The sequence below is a fragment of the Bacillus cereus genome (genome assembly GCF_002567495.1).
GTDB lineage: Bacteria > Bacillota > Bacilli > Bacillales > Bacillaceae_G > Bacillus_A > Bacillus_A cereus_AQ.
In genome coordinates, this window is record NZ_NVAP01000028.1 from 21,906 (window position 1) to 45,150 (window position 23,245).

A 23,245-nucleotide genomic window follows, 5' to 3' on the forward strand; every position below is an offset into this window, starting at 1 on the left:
TACACAACTACATCATCATACATGAAACCCTTGAACCTAGCGTGAAAACGTGTAGGCACAAGGGTTATTCCCGTTGTACCTACACTCTACTAAAGAGCCTTGTAGGTATTTTGTCTACAAGGCTCTTTTTATTTTCGGTTTAGGTGAATGAAATAGGCATACATTAGAAAGGGAAAGGTGTGAGAATTTAGATGACAAAATGGAAACGAGCAAATCCAAATGGAACGAGAGACTATTTATTCGAAGAATGTACGTTAATTGAAGAAGTGGAGCAAAAATTAAGACGTACTTTTTTAGAGCGAGGTTATGAGGAAATAAGGACACCTACAATTGAATTTTATGATGTTTTTGCCTTTCAAAATAGACCGATAGATGAAGAGAAGATGTATAAATTTTTTGATGAAAAGGGACGGATTATCGTCTTGCGTCCAGATATGACAATTCCTTTGGCGAGAGTTATTGGAACACAGAGATGGGATACGTCACTTAAAGTGACGTATAGCGGGAATGTATTTCGAGCGAATGAGTCTCATTCGGGCAAATATAATGAAATCGTCCAAAGTGGTATTGAAATTATCGGGATTGATAATGTAAGAGCTGAAATTGAATGCGTAATAAGCGTCATTCAAGCACTTAAAAAGTTGAAGGTGCAATCTTTTACAATTGAGATTGGGCAAGTACAGTTATATAAATGTATTGTAAAAAAACTCTCCATCCATGATGAAGAAGAAAGGGTACTTAGAACGTATATAGAAAGTAAAAATTATGCCGCCCTCTCAAATTTCATTGGAGAAAGGAAATTAGATCGATGTGATGAGACAGTAAGATTACTTGAGAAATTGCCAAGGCTATTTGGGAATTTAGAAGTTATTGAGGAAGCAGAAAAACTCGCTTCAAGTAATGAAATGAAAATGGCAATTGCAAGAGTAAAAGAAATGTATGAAACAATTGAAACGTTAGGATATGGCTCCTACATATCAATTGATTTGGGCATGATTCAACACTTAGATTACTATACGGGTGTTATTTTCAAAGGATATATATATGAAATTGGGGAAGAAATCGTTAGTGGCGGAAGATATGACGAGTTAATCGGAAATTTTGGAGAAATGCTGCCGGCTGTTGGACTCGCGGTACAAGTAAATCAAATTGTGAAGGCGCTGCAAGAGCAGCAACAACCATATGAACGAAATCAAATTGATGTTGTGATTCATTATGAGTTAAATAGATTAGCAGAAGCAGAAAGATTACGAAATTTACTTCGAAAGGACGGGAAGAATGCCTGGCTATCTTTATTCTCTAATTTAAGTGATACCTTTCAATTTGCAAGAAAAAATAAAGTAGGAACAGTCGTTGAGGCAAAGAATGAATACTTAGTGGAATATGTATGGAATGAGAAATGGGTAGTCCAGAAAGAAGGAGAGACTTCATGCGTAACATTCAAATTGCGTTAACGAAAGGAAGATTAGAAAAACATGTAATTCCACTTTTTGAGCAGATTGGAATTGATTGTTCTGAGCTTAAAAATAAAGGCCGGAAGCTTGTATTTCAAAGTAAAAACACAAATGTTTCATTTATTTTAGTAAAAGCGGTAGATGTTGCTACTTATGTAGAACATGGGGTAGCTGATATTGGGATCGTTGGAAAAGATATTTTAATGGAAAACGAGAAAGATATTTATGAAATGCTGGATTTAGGAGTGGGGATTTGTAAGTTTTGTGTCGCTTCTATTCCTACGTATAATCCGAAGAGTTATCGGAAGAAAAGAATTGCTACGAAATACCCACATATTACTTCTACTTATTTTCATGATAAGGGAGAGGATGTAGAAATTATTAAAATAGAAGGTTCTGTAGAAATCGCGCCTCTTCTCGGATTGGCAGATGCGATTGTAGATATTGTTGAAACAGGAAAAACATTACAAGAGAATGGACTCATTGTATTTGAGGAAATGCACTCTATATCGGCTCGGATGATTGTAAATAAGGCGGCCTTAAAAACTAAAAAAGACGAAATATTCAGTATTATAAATATGGTGGAGCAAGAAATCTTATCAGGGAAATAGGAGGACTTAAAATGGAAATCATTTATGAAGACTTTAAGGAGGCATTATCTAAAATAAAAGTGCTAAGAGAAAACGCTAATATAATAGAAGAAACTGTTCAAAGAAGTGTAAGAGAAATCATTCGAAATGTAAGGGAGGGTAAAGATGAGGCTTTATCTTTCTATACAAAAAAGTTTGATGATGTAGAGATGAAAGATTTTCGTATAAGAGAAGAAGAAATACAGCAAGCAAGTATGTTTGTAGAGAATTCATTTTTAGAAGCGTTAAAAGAGGCAAAGAAAAATATTGTCTCGTATCACGAAAAGCAAAAGAGACAATCGATATTCGATTGTGAAAGTAAAGGCATAATTAGAGGGCAGCTCATTCGGCCGTTAGAAAATGTAGGTGTATATGTACCGGGCGGGACAGCCTCGTATCCTTCTTCAGTATTAATGAATGTATTACCAGCGAAACTTGCGGGTGTGAAAAATATTGTCATGGTAACACCACCGAGGAAAGGAGGAATTGATCCGCATATATTAGTTGCTGCAAATCTTGCGGGGGTAGATGAAATTTATACACTAGGTGGAGCTCAAGGAATTGCTGCTTTAGCATATGGGACGGAATCGATTCCGAAAGTGGATAAAATAGTTGGACCGGGAAATTTGTATGTCGCTCTAGCGAAGCGAGAAGTATACGGCATTGTAAACATCGATATGATTGCTGGTCCATCAGAAATTGTAGTTGTCGCTGATGAAACAGGTAATGCAAAATATATCGCAGCGGATTTATTATCGCAAGCAGAGCATGACGAGAGAGCAACGGCGATTTGTATTACAACGAATATGAAACTAGCTAAAGAAGTAGAAAAAGAGATAGAAAAACAGTTAGAAACGTTACCAAGAAGTGAAATCGCACGTGAATCGATAAATAGAAATGGAGCTATCTTTATAGTTCCTTCTTTAGAGGAGGCATTCCAATTATCAAATGAAATTGCTCCAGAACATTTAGAGTTACATATAAAAGAACCGATGAATGCTCTAGATTATGTGAAACATGCAGGATCTATTTTCCTTGGACCATATGCACCTGAACCGCTCGGGGATTATTTGGCAGGACCGAATCACGTATTACCGACAAGCGGAACAGCGAGATTTTTTTCTCCGTTATCAGTTGATGATTTCGTGAAAAAATCAAGTTTTATTTCTTATACGGAGGAAGCTTTAAAAAGTGTACAGCATCATATTGTAGAGCTTGCCAATAAAGAAGGGTTACATGCACATGCAAGAGCAATCCAAATGAGGTTTGAGGAGGAAAAATAATGCGTCAGTCCAGCCAAGTACGTGAGACGACAGAAACAAAAATTAAATTAAGTTTGCAGCTTGATGAAAGTACGAATGTATCTATTCGAACGGGGGTTGGTTTCTTCGATCATATGCTAACTTTATTTGCTAGACATGGAAGATTTGGATTGCAAGTTGAGGCGGAAGGTGATGTGTTTGTCGATGCACATCACACTGTTGAAGATGTTGGAATTGTACTCGGAAATTGCTTGAAAGAAGCATTGCAAAATAAAGAGGGGATTAACCGTTACGGCTCAGCGTATGTACCGATGGATGAATCTTTAGGGTTTATCGCAATTGATATAAGTGGACGCTCATATTGTGTATTTCAAGGAGAACTGGAAAATCCAAAGCTCGGAGATTTTGATACAGAATTAACGGAAGAGTTTTTTAGAGCAGTTGCCCATGCTGCCAATATTACGTTACATGCACGCATTCTATACGGAAGTAATACACATCACAAAATTGAAGCGTTATTTAAAGCTTTTGGTAGGGCGCTTAGAGAAGCAGTCGAAAAAAATGCCAATATTACAGGTGTAAATTCAACGAAAGGGATGTTGTAATTGATTGCTATTATAGATTATGGAATGGGGAATATTCGCAGTGTAGAGCAAGCATTAAAATATATTGGGGCAGAGCACATTGTAACGAGTGATAAAGAAGAGATATTGAGAAGTGATGGCGTAATCTTACCGGGAGTAGGTGCATTTCCGAAAGCGATGGACGTATTAGAAGAAAGGGATTTAGTGTGTGTACTAAAAGAAATTGGTGATATAGGAAAACCGTTCCTTGGTATATGTTTAGGTATGCAGCTTTTGTTTGAACGAAGTGAGGAACTAAAAGATTGTAACGGATTAGGTTTACTGCCGGGAGAAATTCGTAAGTTAAAGGTTTCGTATAAAATTCCTCATATGGGATGGAATGAATTAAGGAAGGAAAGAGAATTTCCACTTTGGAATGGATTAGAGAATGGTTCTTTCGTATATTATGTTCATTCTTATTATGCGGATTGTCCAGAGGAAATTGTATGCGGAGTAAGTGATTATGGAATGCAAGTGCCAGGATTTGTAGCGAAAGGAAATGTATTTGGTGCACAATTTCATCCTGAAAAAAGTGGCGCAATTGGCATGCAAATATTAAAAAATTTTAAAGGGGTGGTAGAAGTATGGAGATCTTCCCAGCTATCGATTTAAAAGAAGGGCGATGCGTTAGACTTTATCAAGGAGAATTTAGTAAAGAAACGGTTATGAATGAAGATCCGGTAGCACAGGCAATCATATTTGAAAAGTTTGGAGCGGAAATACTACACATTGTTGATTTAGACGGTGCAATTGCTGGCGAGTCGTTAAATTTGCCCGTCATTGAAAAAATTTGCAAGGCGGTACGTATTCCTGTGCAAGTTGGAGGAGGGGTTCGTTCACTTGTAATGGTGGAAAAGTTATTGTCAGTAGGTGTAGAAAAAGTGATTTTAGGAACAGCGGCTCTTTATGATAAGTCATTTTTAGAGGAAGCGGTTCGCCTATATAAAGAGAAAATTATTGTTGGAATTGATGCGAAAAATGGTTTCGTAGCAACGAGAGGTTGGCTTGATCTGTCTGAAATTTCTTATATTAGTTTAGCGAAACAAATGGAAAGTTTAGGTGTTCAAACGATTGTATTTACAGATATTTCGAAAGATGGGACGCTTGCCGGGCCAAATTTTGAACAATTAGCGTTACTTCAAAAAAGTGTGGGCATTCGTATCATTGCCTCAGGAGGAGTGGCATCTATTCAAGATGTGAAAAGATTAAATGATATGAATATATATGGTGTCATAATTGGAAAGGCGCTTTACGAGAAAACGATTGATTTAGAAGAAGTGTTACAGGTAACGAAGTTATGTTAGCGAAACGAATTATTCCATGTCTAGATGTGAAAGAAGGGAGAGTCGTAAAGGGTGTAAATTTTATAGGGTTACAAGATGTCGGTGATCCGGTTGAAATAGCTGAAGTATATAACGAGGCAGGGGCAGATGAAATCGTATTTTTAGATATTACGGCGACCCATGAAGGAAGAAAAACGATTATAGATGTTGTAGAAAAAACAGCTGCAAAAGTATTTATACCTCTTACGGTTGGCGGGGGGATTTCAAGTGTGAAAGATATGTACAATTTACTAAGAGCTGGAGCAGACAAAGTTTCAATAAACTCAGCGGCAGTGCGAAATCCGAAGTTAATCAATGAAGGGGCAGAACACTTTGGATCACAATGTATTGTTGTAGCAATCGACGCTAAAAAAGTAGCAGAAGATAAATGGAATGTATACGTCAATGGCGGAAGAGTTGACACAGGAATGGATGCAATAGAATGGGCGAAGTGTGTTGTTAAGCTCGGGGCAGGCGAAATTTTGTTAACGAGTATGGATGCAGATGGAACGAAAAACGGATATGACCTTCGTTTAACAGAAGAAGTTTCAAACAGTGTTTCCGTTCCAGTCATCGCATCAGGGGGCTGTGGTCATACGGATCACATTATAGAAGTTTTTCAAAAGACAACAGTTGATGCAGCGTTAGCGGCATCCATATTTCATTATGGTGAGGCGACAGTGCAGAGTGTAAAGCGAAAATTAAGAGATGCAAATGTTGAGGTGCGATTATGAAACCTAATTTTTCGAAAGGATTAATACCGGCAATTGTCATCGAAGAAGATACGAAAGAAGTTTTAATGCTAGCTTATATGAATGAAGAAGCATATGAAAAAACGTTAGAGACGAAACGAACATGGTTTTATTCTCGTTCGAGGCAATCGTTATGGAATAAGGGAGAAACATCAGGAAATGTTCAATATGTGCAATCTCTATACTTAGATTGTGATCAAGATTCAATTGTTGTGAATGTGAAACAAGTAGGACCTGCTTGTCATACTGGGAAGAAGACATGTTTTCACTATCAAATTATATAGGGGGATACATATGGAAAATGCCTTTAAGTTGCTGTATAAAACAATTGAAGAACGAAAGGAAAGCCCACTTCCTGAATCATATACAAATTATTTATTTTCAAAAGGAGAGGATAAAATTTTAAAGAAAATTGGTGAGGAATGTTCCGAATTAATTATCGCATGTAAAAACAATGATAGAGAAGAAATAGTGAAAGAAATGGTTGATGTATTTTATCACTGTTTCGTTTTATTAGCTGAAAAAAATATTGCATTGGAAGAGGTCATGCGAGAGGTGAAGGAACGAAATGGAAAGATTTCGAGAGTTGGGGATAGAAGGGAAATAGATACATTATAAGGGGGAATGTATATGAAAGTGGATTACCATCTTCACTTAGAAGAAGGACCGTATTCAATAGGATGGCTTGCTAAAATAAATGAAGCACTGGAATGTTATGAGCCGCTTCAAGAAAGGCATTCTATTGATTGGCTTATGAAAACACAAGAACGTTTGCATAAGCGTGTGAAGGAAGGGCCATTTACAACAGAATGGATGGATCTCTATTTAGAAGAAGCTGTGCGAAAAGGAATAAAAGAAGTGGGAATTGTTGATCATCTATACCGTTTTCATGAGGCGAAAGGATATTATGAAAAATATGTAGATATTAGTGATTCTAAGCTTGGTCGTATACAAAAGGAATGGCTAGACCAAGTAAGGGTAACTTCACTATATGATTTTACAAAGGCAATTGAAGAGGCGAAAGAACGATGGAGTAAAAGAGGTGTCACACTTAAACTTGGAATTGAAGCGGATTATTTTCTTGGTTGTGAAGAAGAGTTGAAAAAATTATTAGCACTAGGCGAATTTGATTATATAATTGGTTCCGTTCATTTTTTAAATGGCTGGGGATTTGATAATCCAGATACGAAAGAATATTTTGAGGAACATGACCTACGCGCATTATACGATACGTTTTTTAAAACGGTTGAGAGTGCGGTTCGTTCCAAGTTATTTGATATTATCGCTCATCTTGATAACATAAAGGTATTTAATTATCGATTGGATGAGAATGAACAGCTTTCTTATTATAAGGAGATTGCCTGTGCATTAGTAGAAACGAATACGGCAACAGAAATAAATGCAGGATTGTACTATCGTTATCCTGTTCGTGAAATGTGCCCAAGTCCATTATATTTACAAGTATTAGCTAAATATGGTGTTCCAATTACGGTTTCTTCGGATGCCCATTATCCAAATGATTTAGGGAACTATGTACACGAAAATGTACAAACATTACGAGCTCACGGTATTACTCAAATCGCAACATTTAAGAAACGAGTAAGAGTAATGAGACTGCTTGAAGAAGAAGTAACAATTTCAAAATGAAACGCGATTTTTTGATGAAAACCGTCCTTTTTGTTCAAAATAAGAAAGAATGAAAAGGAGGGTAAGAAATGGCGAAACAACAAAATAAACAAAATGTACAAGGGGTAGAGCAACAAGCTTATACTTCTGAAACGAATGCTGCATCTCAATCAGTTATTGAGGAGCAAATTAGTGATACGGTTGCAGAAGGAACGATTGATGTGAAGCTCGGAAAAGAATCGCAAGAAAAAGCGTAAGAAGAGGGGAGAGTTGCATCTCCTCTTTTTTCATGGAAAAGTGTCGATTTTCAAAACTATAATCAAATTCCTTGGTTTTTATATGTGGATTTCTTACAATGAAATATAAGAGATATCTTATTTTCTATAGAAGAGGTGTTAGTAGTGGCAAAAATATTAGTAGCGGGAAAAATTCCGGAAATTGGATTAGAACTATTAAAAGATCATGATGTGGAAATGTACGATAAAGAGGAGTTAATTTCTATAGATGAATTAACAGAGCGTGTAAAAGATAAAGATGCATTGTTAAGTTTACTTTCGACAAAGGTGCCAAAAGAAGTTATTGATGCAGCACCTCATTTAAAGATTGTTGCAAACTATGGTGCTGGTTACGACAATATTGATTACACGTATGCGGGCGATAAAGGAATTGTAGTATCGAATACACCGAAAGTATCAACGGAAGCGACTGCAGAATTAACATTTGCACTTCTTTTAGCAGCGGCACGTAGAATTCCTGAAGGGGATACGTTATGTCGTACGACTGGATTTAACGGATGGGCACCGTTATTTTTCTTAGGCCGAGAAGTCCACGGTAAAACAATTGGAATTATTGGTCTTGGAGAAATCGGGAAGGCAGTTGCAAAACGTGCGAAAGCATTTGGAATGAATGTTTTATATACAGGACCAAATCGTAAGCCTGAAGCTGAAAGTGAACTGGAAGCAACATATGTGACGTTGGAAGAATTATTACAAACAGCAGACTTTATTACAATTAACTGTGCGTATAATCCGAAATTCCACCATATGATTGATGAAGAGCAGTTTAAAATGATGAAGAAAACAGCGTATATTGTAAATGCTTCACGTGGACCAATTATGAATGAAGCGGCATTAGCTCATGCATTAAAAACGAATGAAATTGAAGGAGCAGCTCTTGACGTATTTGAATTTGAACCGAAAATTACAGAAGAGCTAAAAGGATTAAAGAATGTAGTACTTGCTCCTCATGTAGGAAATGCAACATTTGAAACTCGTGATGCGATGGCTGAAATGGCTGTCAGAAATATTTTAGCTGTATTAAACGGCGAAGAGCCAGTAACACCTGTAAATCAAAAAGTATTAGTTACAAAATAAAAAGAAACCTTCCGGACTCGGAAGGTTTTCTTATTTTTCTTTATTTGCTTTTTTAGAAGGTCTTTGTCTAATGAATTGAGATAGCATGTACAAAATATATAGTGGAATAGCAATGAATAAGAAAACAGAAAAATTGCCAAATCCTGTTTGATACATTGTGATAATGATTCCCACTAAAAATAGTGTAATAATGATGCTATATCGTGGAATTGGTACATCTTTTAAACTTGGGATACGAATGCGGCTCACCATTAAAAATGCGAACGTTACAAATACTGTAATAAGAACGATTTTTGGAATGGTATGTGAAAATAATGTTAAGAAAGCAACAAGCCCTCCCGCTGCTGTAATCGGTACCCCAGTGAAATATTTCATTGAAGTAGAAGATGGTGTTACATTAAATCGTGCTAAACGATATGCTCCGAAAAGAGGGAATAATCCCGCTATGTATAGTCCGATGATTCCGTAGTTTGAGAAAGATGTGTAATACATTAAAACAGCAGGTGCTGCACCAAATGTTACGACATCTGCAAGCGAGTCGAGCTCTTTTCCCATTTGTGAATCAACACGTAATAAACGAGCAACACGACCATCAAGACTATCTAACATCATCCCGATAAGTACTAAAATAGCAGCTGATTTATAATATCCTAAAGATGCATAGCCGATTGATAAAAATCCGCTATATAAATTTCCGAGCGTAAATAAGTTTGGAATAGCTGCTCTATACAAAATCTGATCCCTTGCTTTCTGTAATGAATTCTTAATTAGTGTATGAAAGTTTACTTATTTTATCATACCATAAATTTATTCCTCATACGAAAGAAATTACCAATTTGTGAAAGATTTCATAGAAGGATGGTTTGAAAAATAAGTGGAAATAAAAAGAGGAAGCAACTTGCATAAAGTTGCTTCCTCTTTTTATTCAAATTTCGTTGTCATCGTTCCGGTTTTATATTGATTGTTAGGATCGAAACGTAATAAATCTCCATAAATTAATTTGTCGGAGAATTTTAATTCTGTTTTTGCTTTTTCAATGTACGGCTGACATAGCGTCATATCAGCTTCTTCACCCGTACTTCTTTTGTAGCACATATTTTTTGTATAAACATATTCGTCAGAAACAAAGCTACCATCACGCATTACCATAAGCGGATCTTCTTCTTTAATAAATAAGTCAGTTCCAAATTCAACTGATTTATTTGTCTTAATACCAAGTAAATGAAGGAGCGTTGGCTTAATATCAATTTGACCGGATACTTTAGAAATGACTTTTCCTTCTTGACCAGGCACATGAATAATGAGAGGTACGCGTTGTAATTGCATAGAATCGAATGGTGTAATAGTATCTTTTCCTAGGAACTGGGCCATAGCTGCGTTATGGTTTTCAGAAATACCGTAATGATCACCATAAATGACAATAACGGTATTATCATACAGTCCTTCTTCTTTTAATTGTTTAATAAATAATTTAAGAGCTTCATCTGTGTAACGAACAGTTGGGAAGTAGCGGTTTACAACACCACTTTCCGAGTTGAATTCATCAACATATTGATCTTCCGGATTTAGAAGAAACGGAAAATGATTTGTTAATGTAATAAATTTTGTATAGAACGGTTGCGGTAAAGATTTTAACTTTGGAATAGATTGTTCAAAGAACTCTTTATCTTTTAATCCCCACCCGACAGACATTTGTTCCGTTCCTGCATAATCATTTAAATTAAAGTAGCGATCATATCCAAGCGCAGGATACATTATATCCCGATTCCAAAACGTTTTATCGTTTGAATGGAAGACGGCAGAAGAATATCCGTATTTTTTTAATTGTTCTGGTGTAGCTGTGTATTCATTTGTTGCATGAGTAAAGAATACAGAACCACGATCTAGCGGATAAAGTGAGTTTTCAACGATAAATTCAGCATCAGAAGTTTTACCTTGTCCAGTTTGATGATAGAAGTTATCGAAATAGAAACTATCCTTAATAAATTCATTTAAAAATGGTGTAATTTCTTTTCCATTTATTTTTTTATTAATAACAAAGCTTTGTGTAGATTCCATTGAAATTAAAATTACATTTTTACCTTTTGCAGCTCCAAATAAGTTTTTATCAACCTGCTTATCTTTTGAGTCTGTATAGTTTTTAATTTCAGAAAACCCATCGCCACTTGCAAATACACGCTCAGCTGAAGATTTGGATTGAAGCGTAATATCAAATAGATGATATGTGTATAAACCTAAATTTTTCACGACAGTTTGACGATCAAATGAGCGTGAGAACATTTGTGGTTTATAAATAACGGATACAACAATTTGTAGTGCTAATAAAGCTGTTACACCGCTAAAGAAAGTTCGCTTCTCTGAGCGGGAAAGTGGTGTTTTATCACCAAATGATGGGAATTTACGCGAAATAAACATTAAAATAATTGCATCTGCAAATAAAAGTAATGTTTTGTACGTAAAGAGTTCTTTTATACTTGTCCCTAAATCAGCCATATTGTTTGTTTGAAATAAAACTGGGAAAGTAACGAAATCGTTATAAAACCCATAAAACATTGCATTGCCAAATAAAATAAATGACAGTATAAAACTGGTTCCAATTATAATTCGGTTTCGGTGCTTAGATGCTAGTAAAGCTAAGCCGAAAAATAAAAGTAACGCAGCTAGTGGATTAATAAAAAGCATAAATTCTTCAAAGAAATTATCAATTTTTATATCAAACGCTAGCTTGTACACAATATATGTTTTAATCCATAATAAAACGACTGCAACGAGTGCAAATCGCAGTTTTGGAAACAGATGTTGTAGCATAATATACTCCTCTCTTAAAAAGCATGACAGTTCTTCTGAGCCAGTTTGAATAGTACTCATTTTATATATACGAACAGTCTTTTGTTATTATGATTATTATACTATGAGTATCATTATACGAAAATAAAAGAGAGTTGTGGGCATTTTTATAATAATCGAGTAGAAAAAGAGCTGTGGGAGACAATAAAATAGAATTTCTATGTATGATAATTATCGTACGCAGAAAGAATCGCGTGATAATACGGAGGTTATAATGCGAAAATTATTATATTTTATAGCATGCAGTAGTATTATATTTTTTACTTCACCGAGTGTTTCAGTAGCGCAATATGATGCACCTCTTATGGAAGATGCCCTTTATTCTGTTTTATTTCCGAAAATAAATAAAGCAATTGAAAAACAGTATGGAAGTTTGAAACCTTATCAATGTCCTAAAATTATTAGTTTAAAAAAAGTGTATAGTGGTACATATTTATTTCAAGCGGTTATTGAAGTGACGAAGTATGAACGGGTTGGTGGGAAAAATGTACCACCATTTGAAAAAGTAACAATTACGTTTAATAATGAAGAAGGCGAATGGGAAGTAACAAAGATATTAGTAAAGCGCTTACCAGATAACACGGAATTAAACTGTAAAAAAACAATATAAAAAATTGTTTGACAAATAAAATGGTCCTTTGGTATTGTTAATAGCAACAATTAGATGTTTGAAAATTAAATAGACTTACCTCATCTACTCTCAAAGGTAGAGGCCGCAATAGGAAAGAGTAAGCTATGGGAGATTTAGTGGAATCTGTGATCATAGGTTGAAAGGGACTATTGCCGAAATATAAGAATGACCACCTTATTCATATATTGGGACTGCATTGAATAAATGTAGTACTGTCATAAGATTTATTTTATGGAGAGCTATTTGGAGATGTTGATGCGGTTTCTTATTTTGAGGAGATAACAACTCGTTTATTTTTTCAATATATATTTTTCCTAATAAGAAACGCGTGTGAACATTGTTCCGCGCGTTTTTTGTCTATCTAAAAGCGTGCTGCAATGAATAGAAGATTGGGGTTATGAGTTTTAGAGGAAATAAGGGAGGAATTTAAATGTATTTACACGGCACAAGCCGAATTAATGGGCAAGGACACTTAGAAATTGGAGGGTGCGATACGACGCAGCTAGCAAAACAATACGGAACACCACTTTATGTATACGATGAAGAGTCTATTCGAGGAAAGTGCCGCGCGTTTCATCGTGCTTTTAAAGAAAGTGGTTTCTCTTATCAAGTAGCATATGCAAGCAAGGCGTTCTTGTGCATGGAGATGTGCCGAGTAGCTCGTGAAGAAAATATGTCATTAGACGTTGTCTCTGGAGGAGAATTGTATACTGCGCTCCAAGCGGGATTTCCAGCATCACGTATTCATTTTCATGGAAATAATAAAACAGAAGACGAGATAGTGATGGCTCTTCAGGCGGATATCGGTTGTTTTGTCGTAGATAATTTCTTTGAATTAGAAGTTTTACACGATTTAGCGATGCAACATGGAAAATTTGTGAACATATTAATTCGTGTAACGCCTGGAGTAGAGGCGCACACACATGAATATATTACAACAGGTCAAGATGATTCGAAATTTGGATTTGGCGTTTCAAACGGTCAAGCGATGCAGGCAATTGAATTTGCATTACAAAAATCCAATTATAATGTGTTAGGGATACATTCACATATCGGATCGCAAATATTTGAAACAGCTGGTTTTGTTCGAGCAATTGAAGTTCTTCGCCAATTTTTAGAAGAAGTGAGAGAGCAAACAAACTATGTAGTAAAAGTGTTAAATGTAGGCGGGGGATTTGGAATACGATACACAGAATCGGATACACCATTAACTCTTGAGACATATGTGCGAGCTGTAACAAGTGCAGTGAGGGAACAATTTACAGTATGTGAATATCCATTGCCAGAAATATGGGTTGAACCAGGCCGTAGCATTGTAGGTGATGCTGGAACGACAATTTATACAGTTGGATCTGTGAAAGATATTCCTGGTATTCGGAAATATGTATCAGTCGATGGTGGAATGACAGATAATTTAAGACCCGCTTTATATAGTGCTCGTTACGAAGCGATGTTAGCGAATCGAGCGAATCGAGGGAATGATGAGAATGAGGAACTTGTTTCGATTGCTGGGAAATGCTGTGAGAGTGGAGATATGCTGATTTGGGATATTCATTTACCGAAAGTTGCTTCTTCCGATTTACTAGCAATTTCTTGTACAGGGGCATATGGATACTCGATGGCGAATAATTATAATCGGATTCGGAGACCAGCCGTCGTCTTTGTAAAAGGGGGAACATCACAAATTGTTGTAGAGCGTGAAACATATGAAAATATTATTGGGAACGATCGCATACGTATCAAAGAGCTTGTTTAAGTAAGGAAAAGGAATTGTTCGGAAGGGCAATTCCTTCCTTGTAAAATAAAATAATTAAAATATATCGGAAAACTAGGATTGAAAAAAATCAGAATTGTGATAAAATACAAATACAAAGCTTATCAAGAGAAGCGGAGGGAACTGGCCCGAAGAAGCTCGGCAACCTGCTTATAGAAAGCAAGGTGCTAAATCCAGCAAAATGGAATCCATTTTGAAAGATAAGGTAAAATATATTACCGAACAGTCTTTTCGAAATGGGAAAGATTTTTTTTATGAATAAAAAGGGGGGCTGTTCGCGTGAGTGTACGGGAACATTTTGATGAAGTATCCGAGAAGATTGAAGCGATGCTTGCTGATATGAAATATGGTTCAATTACAATTGTTGTGCAAGATGGAAAAGTCATTCAGTTAGAGAAAAGTGAAAAAGTACGTTTAAAGTAAAAAGCGCTGACTAGAAAAACTAGAGGCGGTTTTAACCTATTTCATTAGGTTAAAACCGTCTTTTTGCTTTTACAGGGGGAAAAAACATGTTGACGTATGAAACGTGGGAAGAAAATGTTGTTTCATTTGCGGAAGAAGATGAAACGAAAGGCGCGCTATCTGTATTAAGTTGGGCTTATAAAGAGTATAAAGATGAGATCGTCTACGCATGTAGCTTTGGGGTGGAAGGTATGGTATTACTGCACCTTATAAACCAAGTAAATCCATCTGCTAAAGTTGTATTTTTGGATACAAATGTTCATTTTCATGAAACGTATGAATTAATTCAAAAAGTGCGGGAACGATTTCCTTCATTGAATATTATAGAAAAACAGCCAGAGCTTACACTTGATGAACAGGCGAAGTTGCATGGTGAAAAACTATGGGAGAGCAATCCAAATCTGTGTTGTAAAATTAGAAAAATTTTGCCGTTAGAAAAATCATTAGCGGCGGAAAAAGCGTGGATATCAGGCTTGAGAAGGGAACAATCAGAAACACGTAAGCATACAAAGTTTATAAATCAAGATCATCGTTTTCAATCTATTAAAGTTTGTCCACTCATTCATTGGACGTGGAAAGAAGTTTGGCGATATGTATACAAACATAGTTTGCCATATAACCCGTTGCATGATATTGGATATCCAAGTATTGGGTGTGAGAAATGTACATTACCTGTAGGAGAAGGTAATGATTCAAGAGATGGTAGATGGGCTGGGAAAGTGAAAACTGAATGTGGTCTTCATTACCAATAAGATGAATCTTGAAATAAAGCTAAGAGGGGATATAGAAAATGAGTACAGTAAATGAATTAGTAAACCGTATAGATAAGACATATGACGTATCACAAATTGAAAAAGAAATTAAATTAGACAATATTGCTTTAAGTGATTTAGAACTATTGGCGACAGGTGGATATAGCCCGCTTATTGGTTTTTTAGGGAAGGAAGATTATGATTCAGTCGTAGAAACGCTTCGTTTAGCAAATGGTAGTGTGTGGAGTATACCGATTACATTACCGGTAACGGAAGAAGTCGCAGAAAGTTTGAAAGCTGGAGAGGAAGTAAAGCTTGTCAACGATGGAAATATATACGGTGTTATTCAAATAGAAGATATTTTTGTACCAGATAAAGAAAAAGAAGCGTTACTTGTATATAAAACAACGGATGAGGCTCATCCAGGAGTGAAAAAATTATATGAACGACCAAATGTTTACGTTGGAGGAACTATTATTCTAACAAAACGCTTTGAAAATAATCAATTTCCTTCTTATCATTTAGACCCAATTGAAACGAGAGAAGAATTTAAAAAACGTGGGTGGAAAACAGTAGTCGGATTTCAAACGAGAAACCCGGTACATCGTGCCCATGAGTATATTCAAAAATCTGCTCTTGAAATTGTAGATGGTCTCTTTTTAAATCCGCTCGTGGGGGAAACGAAATCGGATGATATTCCTGCTGATGTAAGAATGGAAAGCTATGAAGTACTCCTTCAAAACTATTATCCGAAAAAGCGTGTCTTTTTAAGTGTATTTCCTGCAGCAATGCGTTACGCAGGACCAAGGGAAGCGATATTTCATGCGTTAGTAAGAAAGAATTTTGGATGTACCCACTTTATTGTGGGACGTGATCATGCCGGGGTAGGAGACTATTACGGAACGTATGAAGCACAGGAAATCTTTACGAATTTTACGATAGAAGAATTAGGAATTACACCACTATTCTTTGAACATAGTTTTTACTGCACGAAATGTGAAGCGATGGCTTCAACGAAAACATGTCCGCATGGAAAAGAAGATCATGTTATTTTATCGGGTACGAAAGTAAGAGAACTATTAAGAAACGGTGAAATTCCGCCAAGTACATTTAGTCGTAAAGAAGTAGTGGAAGTGCTAATTAAAGGTTTGCAAAAAGAAGTAGTAACAGAATAGGGAGAGAACGAGATGGATACGAATATTACTTGGCATACAGCTTCGGTTTCAAAAGATGAGAGAAGATTGAAGAATGGACATCACAGTTTTGTAATTTGGTTTACTGGTTTATCAGCTTCGGGTAAATCTACAGTAGCGAATGCGGTCGCTCGTAAACTGTTTGAAAAGAATATTGGAAATTATGTGCTCGATGGAGATAACATTCGCCATGGCTTAAATAAAGACTTAGGATTTTCTGAAAGTGATCGTATGGAAAATATAAGACGTATTGGCGAAGTGGCGAAGCTATTTGTAGATCAAGGTACTGTTGTTCTTACAGCGTTTATTTCACCATTTCGAGTAGACCGCAAACAAGTAAGAGATTTATTAGCGGCAGATGAATTTGTTGAAATTTTTGTGAAGTGCCCGATTGAAGAGTGTGAGAAACGTGATCCGAAAGGACTTTATAAAAAGGCAAGAAAAGGCGATATTAAGGATTTCACAGGTATTGATTCGCCTTATGAAGAGCCAGAGCAAGCGGAATTAATTGTAGAAACGCACAAATATTCTATAGAAGAATGTGCAGAACAAATCGTGAAGTACTTACAAGAGCGTAGTTTTATCCCGCTATTTGCCGGGAAGTAAAACTTCCACATCAAAATTCGGCTGGGGCAAGGAAGTTAGGTGGGAGTCGGGCTGCCCGTAAATACCCGATTGATTAAAGTTTCACTTTATATAGGGGGATTTAAAAATGAGTTATGAAAAAGTATGGGCTAACAATGAAAAATTAAATCAGACGGAGAAAAATAAATTAGAAAAAGATGGATTAGAAATTTTTAATGATATTCCTTATTATGCGGAAAATGGATTCGAATCTATTCCGAAAGAAGAGTGGGATGCCTTTAAATGGGCAGGATTGTATTTACAACGTCCAAAAGAAGCTGGCTATTTTATGATGCGGGTAAATATTCCGTCAGGGATTATTACAAATGCGCAGGCAGAAGTACTTGCTTCTATCGCTGAAGATTATGGACGCGATGTAATAGATATTACGACGAGACAGGCGATTCAGTTTCATTGGTTAGAAATCCAGCAAATTCCAGATATTTTTAAAAGATTAGCAAGAGTTGGATTATCTTCAGCGGGGGCTTGCGGTGATATAACACGAAATATTACAGGTAATCCACTTGCTGGAATTGATGCAAATGAACTATTTGATACAACACATATTGTGAAAGAGGTATATGACTACTTCCAACATAATGAAGAGTTTTCTAACTTGCCACGTAAATTTAAAATGTCTATTAGCTCTAATATTTATAACTCAGCAAACGCAGAGATTAACTGTGTTGCATTTACACCTGCTACGAAAGAAATAGATGGTGAGAAAAAAGTTGGTTTTCATATAAAAGTAGGCGGAGGATTATCAGCCCGTCCATATTTAGCTGATGAATTAGATGTGTTCGTTTTACCAGAAGAAGTGAAGGTGGTGGCAATTGCGATTGCTACTATATTCCGTGATTTTGGATATCGTGAGAAACGTCATTTAGCACGTTTGAAATTTCTTGTTGCGGACTGGGGAGCGGAGAAATTTAAAGAGAAACTAATAGAGTATACAGGACCTTTACAAAGTAAAGGAGACAGTGCACTCAAAGGATGGAATGCAGGCTATTTTTATGGTGTTCAAGACCAAAAACAAGAGGGATTAAAATATGTAGGTTTTAATGTACCAGTAGGTCGTTTACATGCAGAAGAAATGTTTGAGATTGCAAGAATTGCAAAGCAATATGGAAACGGACAAATTCGTACATGTAATTCACAAAATTTCATTATTCCGAACGTTCCGCCGGAAAATGTAACAGGATTACTTAGTGAACCGTTGTTTGAAGCGATATCTGCAAGCCCGAAATCATTTATTGGTCATGCGGTTTCATGTACCGGTATTGAATATTGTAATCTTGCACTAGTAGAAACGAAAGAAAGATTACGAAAAATTGCAGAATACTTAGATGCACAAATTGCACTCGATGTTCCAGTTCGAATTCATATGGTAGGATGCCCGAATTCATGTGGTCAACGTCAAATTGCTGACATTGGGTTACAAGGGGTAAAAATGAAAACGAAAGAAAAAGGAATTGTTGAAGCGTTTGAAATATACGTAGGTGGAACGTTGTTAGATGGCGGGGCCTACAATCAAAAGTTAAAAGGAAAAATAGATGGCGAGAATCTACCTGATGTACTCGCATCATTTATAAGTTATTTCAAAGAGAATAAATTACCAGCCGAAACATTTTATGATTTTGTAGGTCGTGTTGGTGTAGATACATTACAAATAGCGTTAAATAACGTGTTAGAAGAAGTCATAGCGTCTTAGGGGGGCAATATGGATTTATATCGATTTGAAGCTGTATTAGTGAATAATATTGTTCCGATTGTTGTTGTTGCTCAAAGTGAAGAACAGGCATTTAAGCTTGCAGAGATTGAGCTTGAAAAGCATTTTTTACCGTTGCCGGAGGTAAAGGAGATTTCTTTGTTTGAAAAAAAGAAGATTCGAAAAGGTGCGGCATTTGTTATTCATGAGTAGAGAGTAGTAATACGAAAAAATAAAAACTTCCATTCTTATATACGAATGGAAGTTTCATTTTAATAGTAGAAATGAGGAGAGATGATGGGGAAGGTTTATATTGTTGGAGCGGGTCCTGGCGATCCAGATTTAATTACTGTTAAAGGATTGAAATGTATTGAGAAGGCAGATGTTATTTTATACGACCGTCTCGTGAATAAAGAGTTGCTTTCATATGCAAAGCCTGACGCGGATTTAATTTATTGCGGGAAACTCCCAAATTATCACACGATGAAGCAAGAAACAATTAATACATTTCTTATTAAATATGCGAAAAAAGGAAAAATTGTAACAAGACTTAAGGGCGGCGATCCATTTGTCTTTGGTAGAGGAGGGGAAGAAGCTGAAGCGTTAGCGAAGCAAGGTGTACCATTTGAGATCGTCCCGGGTATTTCGTCTGGAATAGCTGCACCTGCTTATGCTGGTATTCCAGTGACACATCGTGATGCCAGTGCAAGTTTTGCTATTGTGACTGGGCATAGGAAAGAAGGTGCTGAAGAAGACGTGAAATGGGAAAGTTTAGCGAAAGGCGTAGAGACTTTAGCGGTATATATGGGGGTTAGTAATTTACCCTACATATGTGAGCAGCTTCTGAAGCATGGAAAAGATAAAAGTACGCCAGCTGCTATTATTGAACAGGGAACGACGTCTATGCAGCGCACAGTTGTTGGGACGTTAGGGACAATTGTAGATGTTGCGAAAAAAGAACAAATTCAAAATCCGAGCATGATTGTAATTGGAGAAGTTGTCCGTTTTAGAGAAAAAATCCATTGGTTTGAGAAACAAACAGAAAATGCTTATCAAGTAAGTGGAGTGTTGTAAAATGAAAGCCGTCTTATATATATGTCATGGAAGTCGTTTGAAGACAGCGAAAGAAGAAGCAATTCAATTTATTACATCGTGCATGAGCCGTATAGAAGCGACTATTCAAGAAGTTTGTTTTTTAGAGTTAGCGAATCCTTCTATTGAAGAAGGTTTTCGTACATGTGTGAAGCGTGGGGCCACGGAGGTTATTGCTATTCCTGTTTTCTTATTAGCGGCAGGTCATGTGAAGAAAGATATTCCATTTGAATTGGTAAAGCTCAAGAATCAATATCCGAATATTAAAGTGACTTATGGTAATCCGTTTGGTGTATCAGAAACACTTATAAAATCAGTATATAACGGAAGTGGTATTGAACAGGAAGATAAGGCAGAAGTGACCCTTCTGCTCGTTGCAAGAGGAAGTAGTGATCCTGAAGTATTACAAGATGTAAAGTGGATCGCTTCTTTATTTCAAGCCGAGGAGAAAATTAAAAAAGTTGAGGTTTGTTATTTAGCAGCTGCGGAGCCGAAATTTGAGAAGAAATTGAAGGAAGTTGTAGAACGGAAAGTGGAGAACATCATTGTGCTACCTTATCTGCTATTTACAGGTTTACTTATGAAACATATTGAGAAAGAAGTGCGCCAATATGAATTGGAAGAGATAAAAATAAGTCCATATCTAGGGAAGAATGAAGCGTTTCAAGATATGTTAATTCAGAAAACGACGGAGTTATTGAAAGGAGATCAGTATGTATCCACTTACAGTGCGAGTTAATGAGAAACGCGTTGTTGTTATTGGCGGGGGGAAAGTTGCAGGGTTTAAAATTATTCCTTTACTCAAACAAGGTGCGGATATAGTTGTGATAAGTCCAGAATTGGATGCGAATTTAGTAAAACTTGTGGAAGAAAAGAAAATTCGTTGGTATCAAAGAGAATATGAAAAAAGTGATATTAAAGGTGCTTTTTTAGTTGTTGCAGCGAGTAGTGATTCAATATTAAATGAACAAGTTGCTGAAGATGCCACAGAGAATCAATTAGTAAATGTTATTACAAATCCGGAAAGTGGTAATGTTCACTTTCCAGCAGCGATTCATCGCGGTTTGCTTAATATAGCAGTTTCTACTGGGGGGGCGAGCCCGAAGCTCGCAAAAAAAATTCGAGATGAGATTGCAAATAAATATGATGAGGCATATGAATCATATTTAGATTTTTTATATGAAGTAAGGGTGAAGTTAAAAGATTTACAGTTAGAAAAGAGGGAACGAAATATATTACTCCAAGAAGTGTTGAAATCAGTATATGTGCAAAAAGAGGGGAAAAGAGAAAGTTTTTTACAAGAATTAGAAGGGAAAGTTTTAAAATAATAAAAAGTAAATTGCGCTTTACAAATATGAAAATATAATTTATAATCACAATTAACTTCAATAGATGAAATCGATGAGCAAGAAGAGTACGTATATTTGACGCGGTCAGAGAGCTGGGGGTAGGTGTGAGCCCGGTACGATAAAATATACAGAATGGGCTTGCGAGAGGTATGTTGAACATTGTAGTAGGCAACCCGGGTTCCGCCGTTAAAAGGATAGAGTATCGGAATTATTCCTGTACTTGAACAAGTGGGATTTATCAATCCAATTGAGGTGGTACCACGGTATTTACATTACATATATCGTCCTCTACATGCATATTTGCGTGTAGGGGACTTTTTTATTTTCTAAAGGAGGTGTGCGAGTATGAAATGAAAGTGTATAATTAACAAAAATTTAAATATTCAGAAAAGGAGAGTTTATGATGAAAGAAACACAGCAATGGACGTCGAAAATAGGCTTTGTACTCGCAGCAGCCGGAGCCGCAGTAGGTCTTGGTGCAATATGGAAATTTCCGTATGTTGCAGGTAATGGAGGAGGAGGTGCATTCTTCCTTGTATTTTTACTATTAACTTTATTTATAGGTATGCCTCTTCTAATAGCGGAGTTTGTTATTGGACGTAGCACGCAAAAAGAGGCGGTTACAGCTTATAAAGTACTCGTACCAAATAGCAAATTATATCCTTGGATTGGTCGTATGGGAGTTGTTACTTGTTTTAGTGTACTATCTTTTTATAGTGTTGTAGGTGGATGGATTTTACTTTATTTATATTATAGTGTGACAGGAAGTTTCTGGAATGGAGTAGCTGATTATGGACAATTGTTCGGTGAAACGATTTCAAATCCGCTAAGTGCGATTGGAGCACAATTTATCTTTATGCTTTGTACGATTTTTGTTGTAAGTAAAGGTGTAGAGAAAGGTATAGAAAAGGCAAGTAAGTATATGATGCCGCTATTATTTATTTTGTTTATTGCGATTATTGTTCGTGCGTTAACACTCGATGGTGCTTTGGCTGGAGTAGAGTTCTTCTTAAAACCAGATTTTTCAAAACTTACAGCAGATACGGTTTTATATGCGATGGGACAATCTTTCTTCTCTCTAACAGTAGGTGCATCCGTAATGGTAACGTATAGTTCTTATTTAAAGAAAGAAGAACATTTAGCGAAATCAGCAACATCGATTGTAAGTTTAACTGTTTTTGTTACAGTACTTGCAGGATTAGCAATCTTCCCAGCGATTTTTGCATTAGGAGTTAAACCGACTGAAGGACCGGGACTACTGTTTATCGTCCTTCCGGCAGTATTTGCAAAAATACCATTTGGACAATTTTTCTTTATTATGTTTTTAATTTTATTCTTCTTTGCGACTTTAACTTCTGCCATTTCAATGCTTGAAATTGTAGTAGCATCTGTTGCGAAAGGTAATGAGAAGAAGCGTCCGTCAGCATCATTATTAATTGGTATTCTTATTTTTGCGGTCGGTATTCCATCAGCGTTATCATTTGGGATTATGAGTGACGTGAAAATATTCGGGAAAACATTCTTTGATTTAGTCGATTTCTCGGTAAGTAATGTATTGCTACCACTAGGAGTACTAGCTATTTCGTTATTTGTACCAAATAAAATGAGTAAAGAGTTATTGATGAAAGAATTAGAAGTGACAGAAACGAAAGGGAAAACGTTATTTAACATTTGGTTCTTCTTGCTTCGTTATGTTATTCCGGTAACTGTAATAATTGTATTTTTAAATGCTATAGGCGTATTTAAAATGTTTGCATAAAAAAAGACGGGGA

The 23,245-nt window shown here is 36.2% G+C and carries 26 protein-coding genes, 2 riboswitches and 1 other annotated feature; of the genes, 24 read left to right on the plus strand and 2 right to left on the minus strand.

What is annotated here, in order from left to right; genetic code table 11:
• The first annotated feature begins 191 nt into the window (after nt 1–191).
• From COK05_RS13675 to COK05_RS13730, 12 genes are all read left to right on the plus strand, one after another.
• A complete protein-coding gene (locus tag COK05_RS13675) occupies nt 192–1,454 on the plus strand; it encodes an ATP phosphoribosyltransferase regulatory subunit (protein ID WP_098612996.1) in 1,263 nt (420 codons plus the stop codon).
• Entirely contained in the window at nt 1,430–2,065 is a 636-nt protein-coding gene (gene hisG / locus COK05_RS13680; protein ID WP_098612997.1) for an ATP phosphoribosyltransferase, read from the plus strand. The genes COK05_RS13675 and hisG overlap by 25 nt, the downstream gene beginning before the upstream one ends.
• 11 nt (nt 2,066–2,076) lie before the next feature.
• Nucleotides 2,077–3,366, plus strand: coding sequence for a histidinol dehydrogenase (gene hisD, locus COK05_RS13685; RefSeq protein ID WP_098612998.1), 1,290 nt, complete (start codon nt 2,077–2,079; stop codon nt 3,364–3,366).
• Nucleotides 3,366–3,950, plus strand: a complete 585-nt coding sequence (gene hisB / locus COK05_RS13690) for an imidazoleglycerol-phosphate dehydratase HisB (protein WP_098612999.1) — start codon at nt 3,366–3,368, stop codon at nt 3,948–3,950. The genes hisD and hisB overlap by 1 nt, the downstream gene beginning before the upstream one ends.
• Nucleotides 3,951–4,580 carry an imidazole glycerol phosphate synthase subunit HisH gene (hisH, locus tag COK05_RS13695; protein ID WP_098613000.1) on the plus strand — a complete coding sequence of 210 codons (630 nt, stop codon included), beginning with the start codon at nt 3,951–3,953 and terminating at the stop codon, nt 4,578–4,580.
• Nucleotides 4,553–5,272, plus strand: a complete 720-nt coding sequence (hisA, locus tag COK05_RS13700) for a 1-(5-phosphoribosyl)-5-[(5-phosphoribosylamino)methylideneamino]imidazole-4-carboxamide isomerase (RefSeq protein ID WP_098613001.1) — start codon at nt 4,553–4,555, stop codon at nt 5,270–5,272. The genes hisH and hisA overlap by 28 nt, the downstream gene beginning before the upstream one ends.
• Entirely contained in the window at nt 5,266–6,024 is a 759-nt protein-coding gene (gene hisF, locus COK05_RS13705) for an imidazole glycerol phosphate synthase subunit HisF (protein WP_098613002.1), read from the plus strand. The genes hisA and hisF overlap by 7 nt, the downstream gene beginning before the upstream one ends.
• Nucleotides 6,021–6,326 carry a phosphoribosyl-AMP cyclohydrolase gene (gene hisI, locus COK05_RS13710; protein ID WP_098613003.1) on the plus strand — a complete coding sequence of 102 codons (306 nt, stop codon included), beginning with the start codon at nt 6,021–6,023 and terminating at the stop codon, nt 6,324–6,326. Before hisF ends, hisI begins: the two co-directional genes overlap by 4 nt.
• Before the next feature lie 10 nt (nt 6,327–6,336).
• Nucleotides 6,337–6,660 (plus strand): phosphoribosyl-ATP diphosphatase, encoded by a 324-nt coding sequence (hisE, locus tag COK05_RS13715; protein ID WP_098613004.1) that lies wholly within the window; start codon nt 6,337–6,339, stop codon nt 6,658–6,660.
• A gap of 12 nt (nt 6,661–6,672) precedes the next feature.
• On the plus strand, nt 6,673–7,689 hold the full coding sequence (locus COK05_RS13720) for a histidinol phosphate phosphatase domain-containing protein (RefSeq protein ID WP_098613005.1): 1,017 nt from the start codon (nt 6,673–6,675) through the stop codon (nt 7,687–7,689).
• Nucleotides 7,690–7,757: 68 nt separating this feature from the next.
• Nucleotides 7,758–7,925, plus strand: coding sequence for a YozQ family protein (locus COK05_RS13725; RefSeq protein WP_098613006.1), 168 nt, complete (start codon nt 7,758–7,760; stop codon nt 7,923–7,925).
• A 144-nt stretch (nt 7,926–8,069) separates the two neighbouring features.
• On the plus strand, nt 8,070–9,041 hold the full coding sequence (locus COK05_RS13730; RefSeq protein ID WP_098613007.1) for an NAD(P)-dependent oxidoreductase: 972 nt from the start codon (nt 8,070–8,072) through the stop codon (nt 9,039–9,041).
• Between the two features lie 30 nt (nt 9,042–9,071).
• Here COK05_RS13730 and pssA read toward each other — a convergent pair whose 3' ends face one another.
• Together pssA and COK05_RS13740 are read right to left on the minus strand one after the other, a co-directional pair.
• Nucleotides 9,072–9,773, minus strand: a complete 702-nt coding sequence (gene pssA, locus COK05_RS13735) for a CDP-diacylglycerol--serine O-phosphatidyltransferase (protein WP_000285417.1) — start codon at nt 9,771–9,773, stop codon at nt 9,072–9,074.
• Nucleotides 9,774–9,962: 189 nt separating this feature from the next.
• On the minus strand, nt 9,963–11,849 hold the full coding sequence (locus COK05_RS13740) for an LTA synthase family protein (RefSeq protein WP_098613008.1): 1,887 nt from the start codon (nt 11,847–11,849) through the stop codon (nt 9,963–9,965).
• A 253-nt stretch (nt 11,850–12,102) separates the two neighbouring features.
• Between COK05_RS13740 and COK05_RS13745 the strand changes: the two genes are divergently transcribed.
• The 12 genes from COK05_RS13745 (at nt 12,103) to COK05_RS13805 (ending at nt 23,232) form a co-directional block, all read left to right on the plus strand.
• Nucleotides 12,103–12,498, plus strand: coding sequence for a DUF3888 domain-containing protein (locus tag COK05_RS13745; RefSeq protein WP_176539438.1), 396 nt, complete (start codon nt 12,103–12,105; stop codon nt 12,496–12,498).
• A gap of 89 nt (nt 12,499–12,587) precedes the next feature.
• Nucleotides 12,588–12,769, plus strand: a riboswitch (Lysine riboswitch).
• A gap of 180 nt (nt 12,770–12,949) precedes the next feature.
• Nucleotides 12,950–14,275, plus strand: coding sequence for a diaminopimelate decarboxylase (lysA, locus tag COK05_RS13750; RefSeq protein ID WP_098613010.1), 1,326 nt, complete (start codon nt 12,950–12,952; stop codon nt 14,273–14,275).
• Nucleotides 14,276–14,391: 116 nt separating this feature from the next.
• Nucleotides 14,392–14,500, plus strand: a riboswitch (SAM riboswitch).
• Nucleotides 14,501–14,572: 72 nt separating this feature from the next.
• Nucleotides 14,573–14,716 carry a YezD family protein gene (locus tag COK05_RS13755; protein ID WP_000116158.1) on the plus strand — a complete coding sequence of 48 codons (144 nt, stop codon included), beginning with the start codon at nt 14,573–14,575 and terminating at the stop codon, nt 14,714–14,716.
• 86 nt (nt 14,717–14,802) lie between these two features.
• Nucleotides 14,803–15,507, plus strand: coding sequence for a phosphoadenylyl-sulfate reductase (locus COK05_RS13760; RefSeq protein WP_098613011.1), 705 nt, complete (start codon nt 14,803–14,805; stop codon nt 15,505–15,507).
• A 38-nt stretch (nt 15,508–15,545) separates the two neighbouring features.
• A complete protein-coding gene (gene sat, locus COK05_RS13765) occupies nt 15,546–16,682 on the plus strand; it encodes a sulfate adenylyltransferase (RefSeq protein WP_098613012.1) in 1,137 nt (378 codons plus the stop codon).
• 12 nt (nt 16,683–16,694) lie between these two features.
• Nucleotides 16,695–17,306, plus strand: coding sequence for an adenylyl-sulfate kinase (gene cysC / locus COK05_RS13770; protein WP_098613013.1), 612 nt, complete (start codon nt 16,695–16,697; stop codon nt 17,304–17,306).
• 106 nt (nt 17,307–17,412) lie between these two features.
• Nucleotides 17,413–19,035, plus strand: a complete 1,623-nt coding sequence (locus COK05_RS13775; protein WP_098613014.1) for a nitrite/sulfite reductase — start codon at nt 17,413–17,415, stop codon at nt 19,033–19,035.
• Nucleotides 19,036–19,044: 9 nt separating this feature from the next.
• Nucleotides 19,045–19,245 (plus strand): DUF3906 family protein, encoded by a 201-nt coding sequence (locus COK05_RS13780; RefSeq protein WP_098613015.1) that lies wholly within the window; start codon nt 19,045–19,047, stop codon nt 19,243–19,245.
• An 84-nt stretch (nt 19,246–19,329) separates the two neighbouring features.
• Nucleotides 19,330–20,106, plus strand: coding sequence for a uroporphyrinogen-III C-methyltransferase (gene cobA, locus COK05_RS13785; RefSeq protein WP_098613016.1), 777 nt, complete (start codon nt 19,330–19,332; stop codon nt 20,104–20,106).
• Between the two features lies 1 nt (nt 20,107).
• The gene (locus tag COK05_RS13790) at nt 20,108–20,863 is read left to right on the plus strand and encodes a sirohydrochlorin chelatase (protein WP_098613017.1); all 756 of its coding nucleotides are present in this window, start codon (nt 20,108–20,110) and stop codon (nt 20,861–20,863) included.
• Nucleotides 20,838–21,452 carry an NAD(P)-binding protein gene (locus tag COK05_RS13795; RefSeq protein ID WP_098613018.1) on the plus strand — a complete coding sequence of 205 codons (615 nt, stop codon included), beginning with the start codon at nt 20,838–20,840 and terminating at the stop codon, nt 21,450–21,452. The genes COK05_RS13790 and COK05_RS13795 overlap by 26 nt, the downstream gene beginning before the upstream one ends.
• 64 nt (nt 21,453–21,516) lie before the next feature.
• Nucleotides 21,517–21,765 (plus strand) — a binding site (T-box leader).
• 111 nt (nt 21,766–21,876) lie between these two features.
• Complete coding sequence (locus tag COK05_RS13805) at nt 21,877–23,232, plus strand: sodium-dependent transporter (protein WP_141539089.1); 1,356 nt, start codon at nt 21,877–21,879, stop codon at nt 23,230–23,232.
• Nucleotides 23,233–23,245 lie beyond the last annotated feature (13 nt).

Coding starts and splice junctions, on each gene's coding strand:
- cysC (WP_098613013.1), top strand. CDS start 16,695: ATGGATACGAATATTACTTGGCATACAGCTTCGGTTTCAAAAGATGAG.
- hisA (WP_098613001.1), top strand. CDS start 4,553: ATGGAGATCTTCCCAGCTATCGATTTAAAAGAAGGGCGATGCGTTAGA.
- hisF (WP_098613002.1), top strand. CDS start 5,266: ATGTTAGCGAAACGAATTATTCCATGTCTAGATGTGAAAGAAGGGAGA.
- COK05_RS13805 (WP_141539089.1), top strand. CDS start 21,877: ATGAAAGAAACACAGCAATGGACGTCGAAAATAGGCTTTGTACTCGCA.
- COK05_RS13790 (WP_098613017.1), top strand. CDS start 20,108: ATGAAAGCCGTCTTATATATATGTCATGGAAGTCGTTTGAAGACAGCG.
- COK05_RS13775 (WP_098613014.1), top strand. CDS start 17,413: ATGAGTTATGAAAAAGTATGGGCTAACAATGAAAAATTAAATCAGACG.
- COK05_RS13760 (WP_098613011.1), top strand. CDS start 14,803: ATGTTGACGTATGAAACGTGGGAAGAAAATGTTGTTTCATTTGCGGAA.
- COK05_RS13745 (WP_176539438.1), top strand. CDS start 12,103: ATGCGAAAATTATTATATTTTATAGCATGCAGTAGTATTATATTTTTT.
- COK05_RS13780 (WP_098613015.1), top strand. CDS start 19,045: ATGGATTTATATCGATTTGAAGCTGTATTAGTGAATAATATTGTTCCG.
- hisG (WP_098612997.1), top strand. CDS start 1,430: ATGCGTAACATTCAAATTGCGTTAACGAAAGGAAGATTAGAAAAACAT.
- COK05_RS13720 (WP_098613005.1), top strand. CDS start 6,673: ATGAAAGTGGATTACCATCTTCACTTAGAAGAAGGACCGTATTCAATA.
- cobA (WP_098613016.1), top strand. CDS start 19,330: ATGGGGAAGGTTTATATTGTTGGAGCGGGTCCTGGCGATCCAGATTTA.
- COK05_RS13795 (WP_098613018.1), top strand. CDS start 20,838: ATGTATCCACTTACAGTGCGAGTTAATGAGAAACGCGTTGTTGTTATT.
- hisD (WP_098612998.1), top strand. CDS start 2,077: ATGGAAATCATTTATGAAGACTTTAAGGAGGCATTATCTAAAATAAAA.
- COK05_RS13675 (WP_098612996.1), top strand. CDS start 192: ATGACAAAATGGAAACGAGCAAATCCAAATGGAACGAGAGACTATTTA.
- hisI (WP_098613003.1), top strand. CDS start 6,021: ATGAAACCTAATTTTTCGAAAGGATTAATACCGGCAATTGTCATCGAA.
- lysA (WP_098613010.1), top strand. CDS start 12,950: ATGTATTTACACGGCACAAGCCGAATTAATGGGCAAGGACACTTAGAA.
- COK05_RS13725 (WP_098613006.1), top strand. CDS start 7,758: ATGGCGAAACAACAAAATAAACAAAATGTACAAGGGGTAGAGCAACAA.
- COK05_RS13740 (WP_098613008.1), bottom strand. CDS start 11,849: ATGCTACAACATCTGTTTCCAAAACTGCGATTTGCACTCGTTGCAGTC.
- hisB (WP_098612999.1), top strand. CDS start 3,366: ATGCGTCAGTCCAGCCAAGTACGTGAGACGACAGAAACAAAAATTAAA.
- hisE (WP_098613004.1), top strand. CDS start 6,337: ATGGAAAATGCCTTTAAGTTGCTGTATAAAACAATTGAAGAACGAAAG.
- sat (WP_098613012.1), top strand. CDS start 15,546: ATGAGTACAGTAAATGAATTAGTAAACCGTATAGATAAGACATATGAC.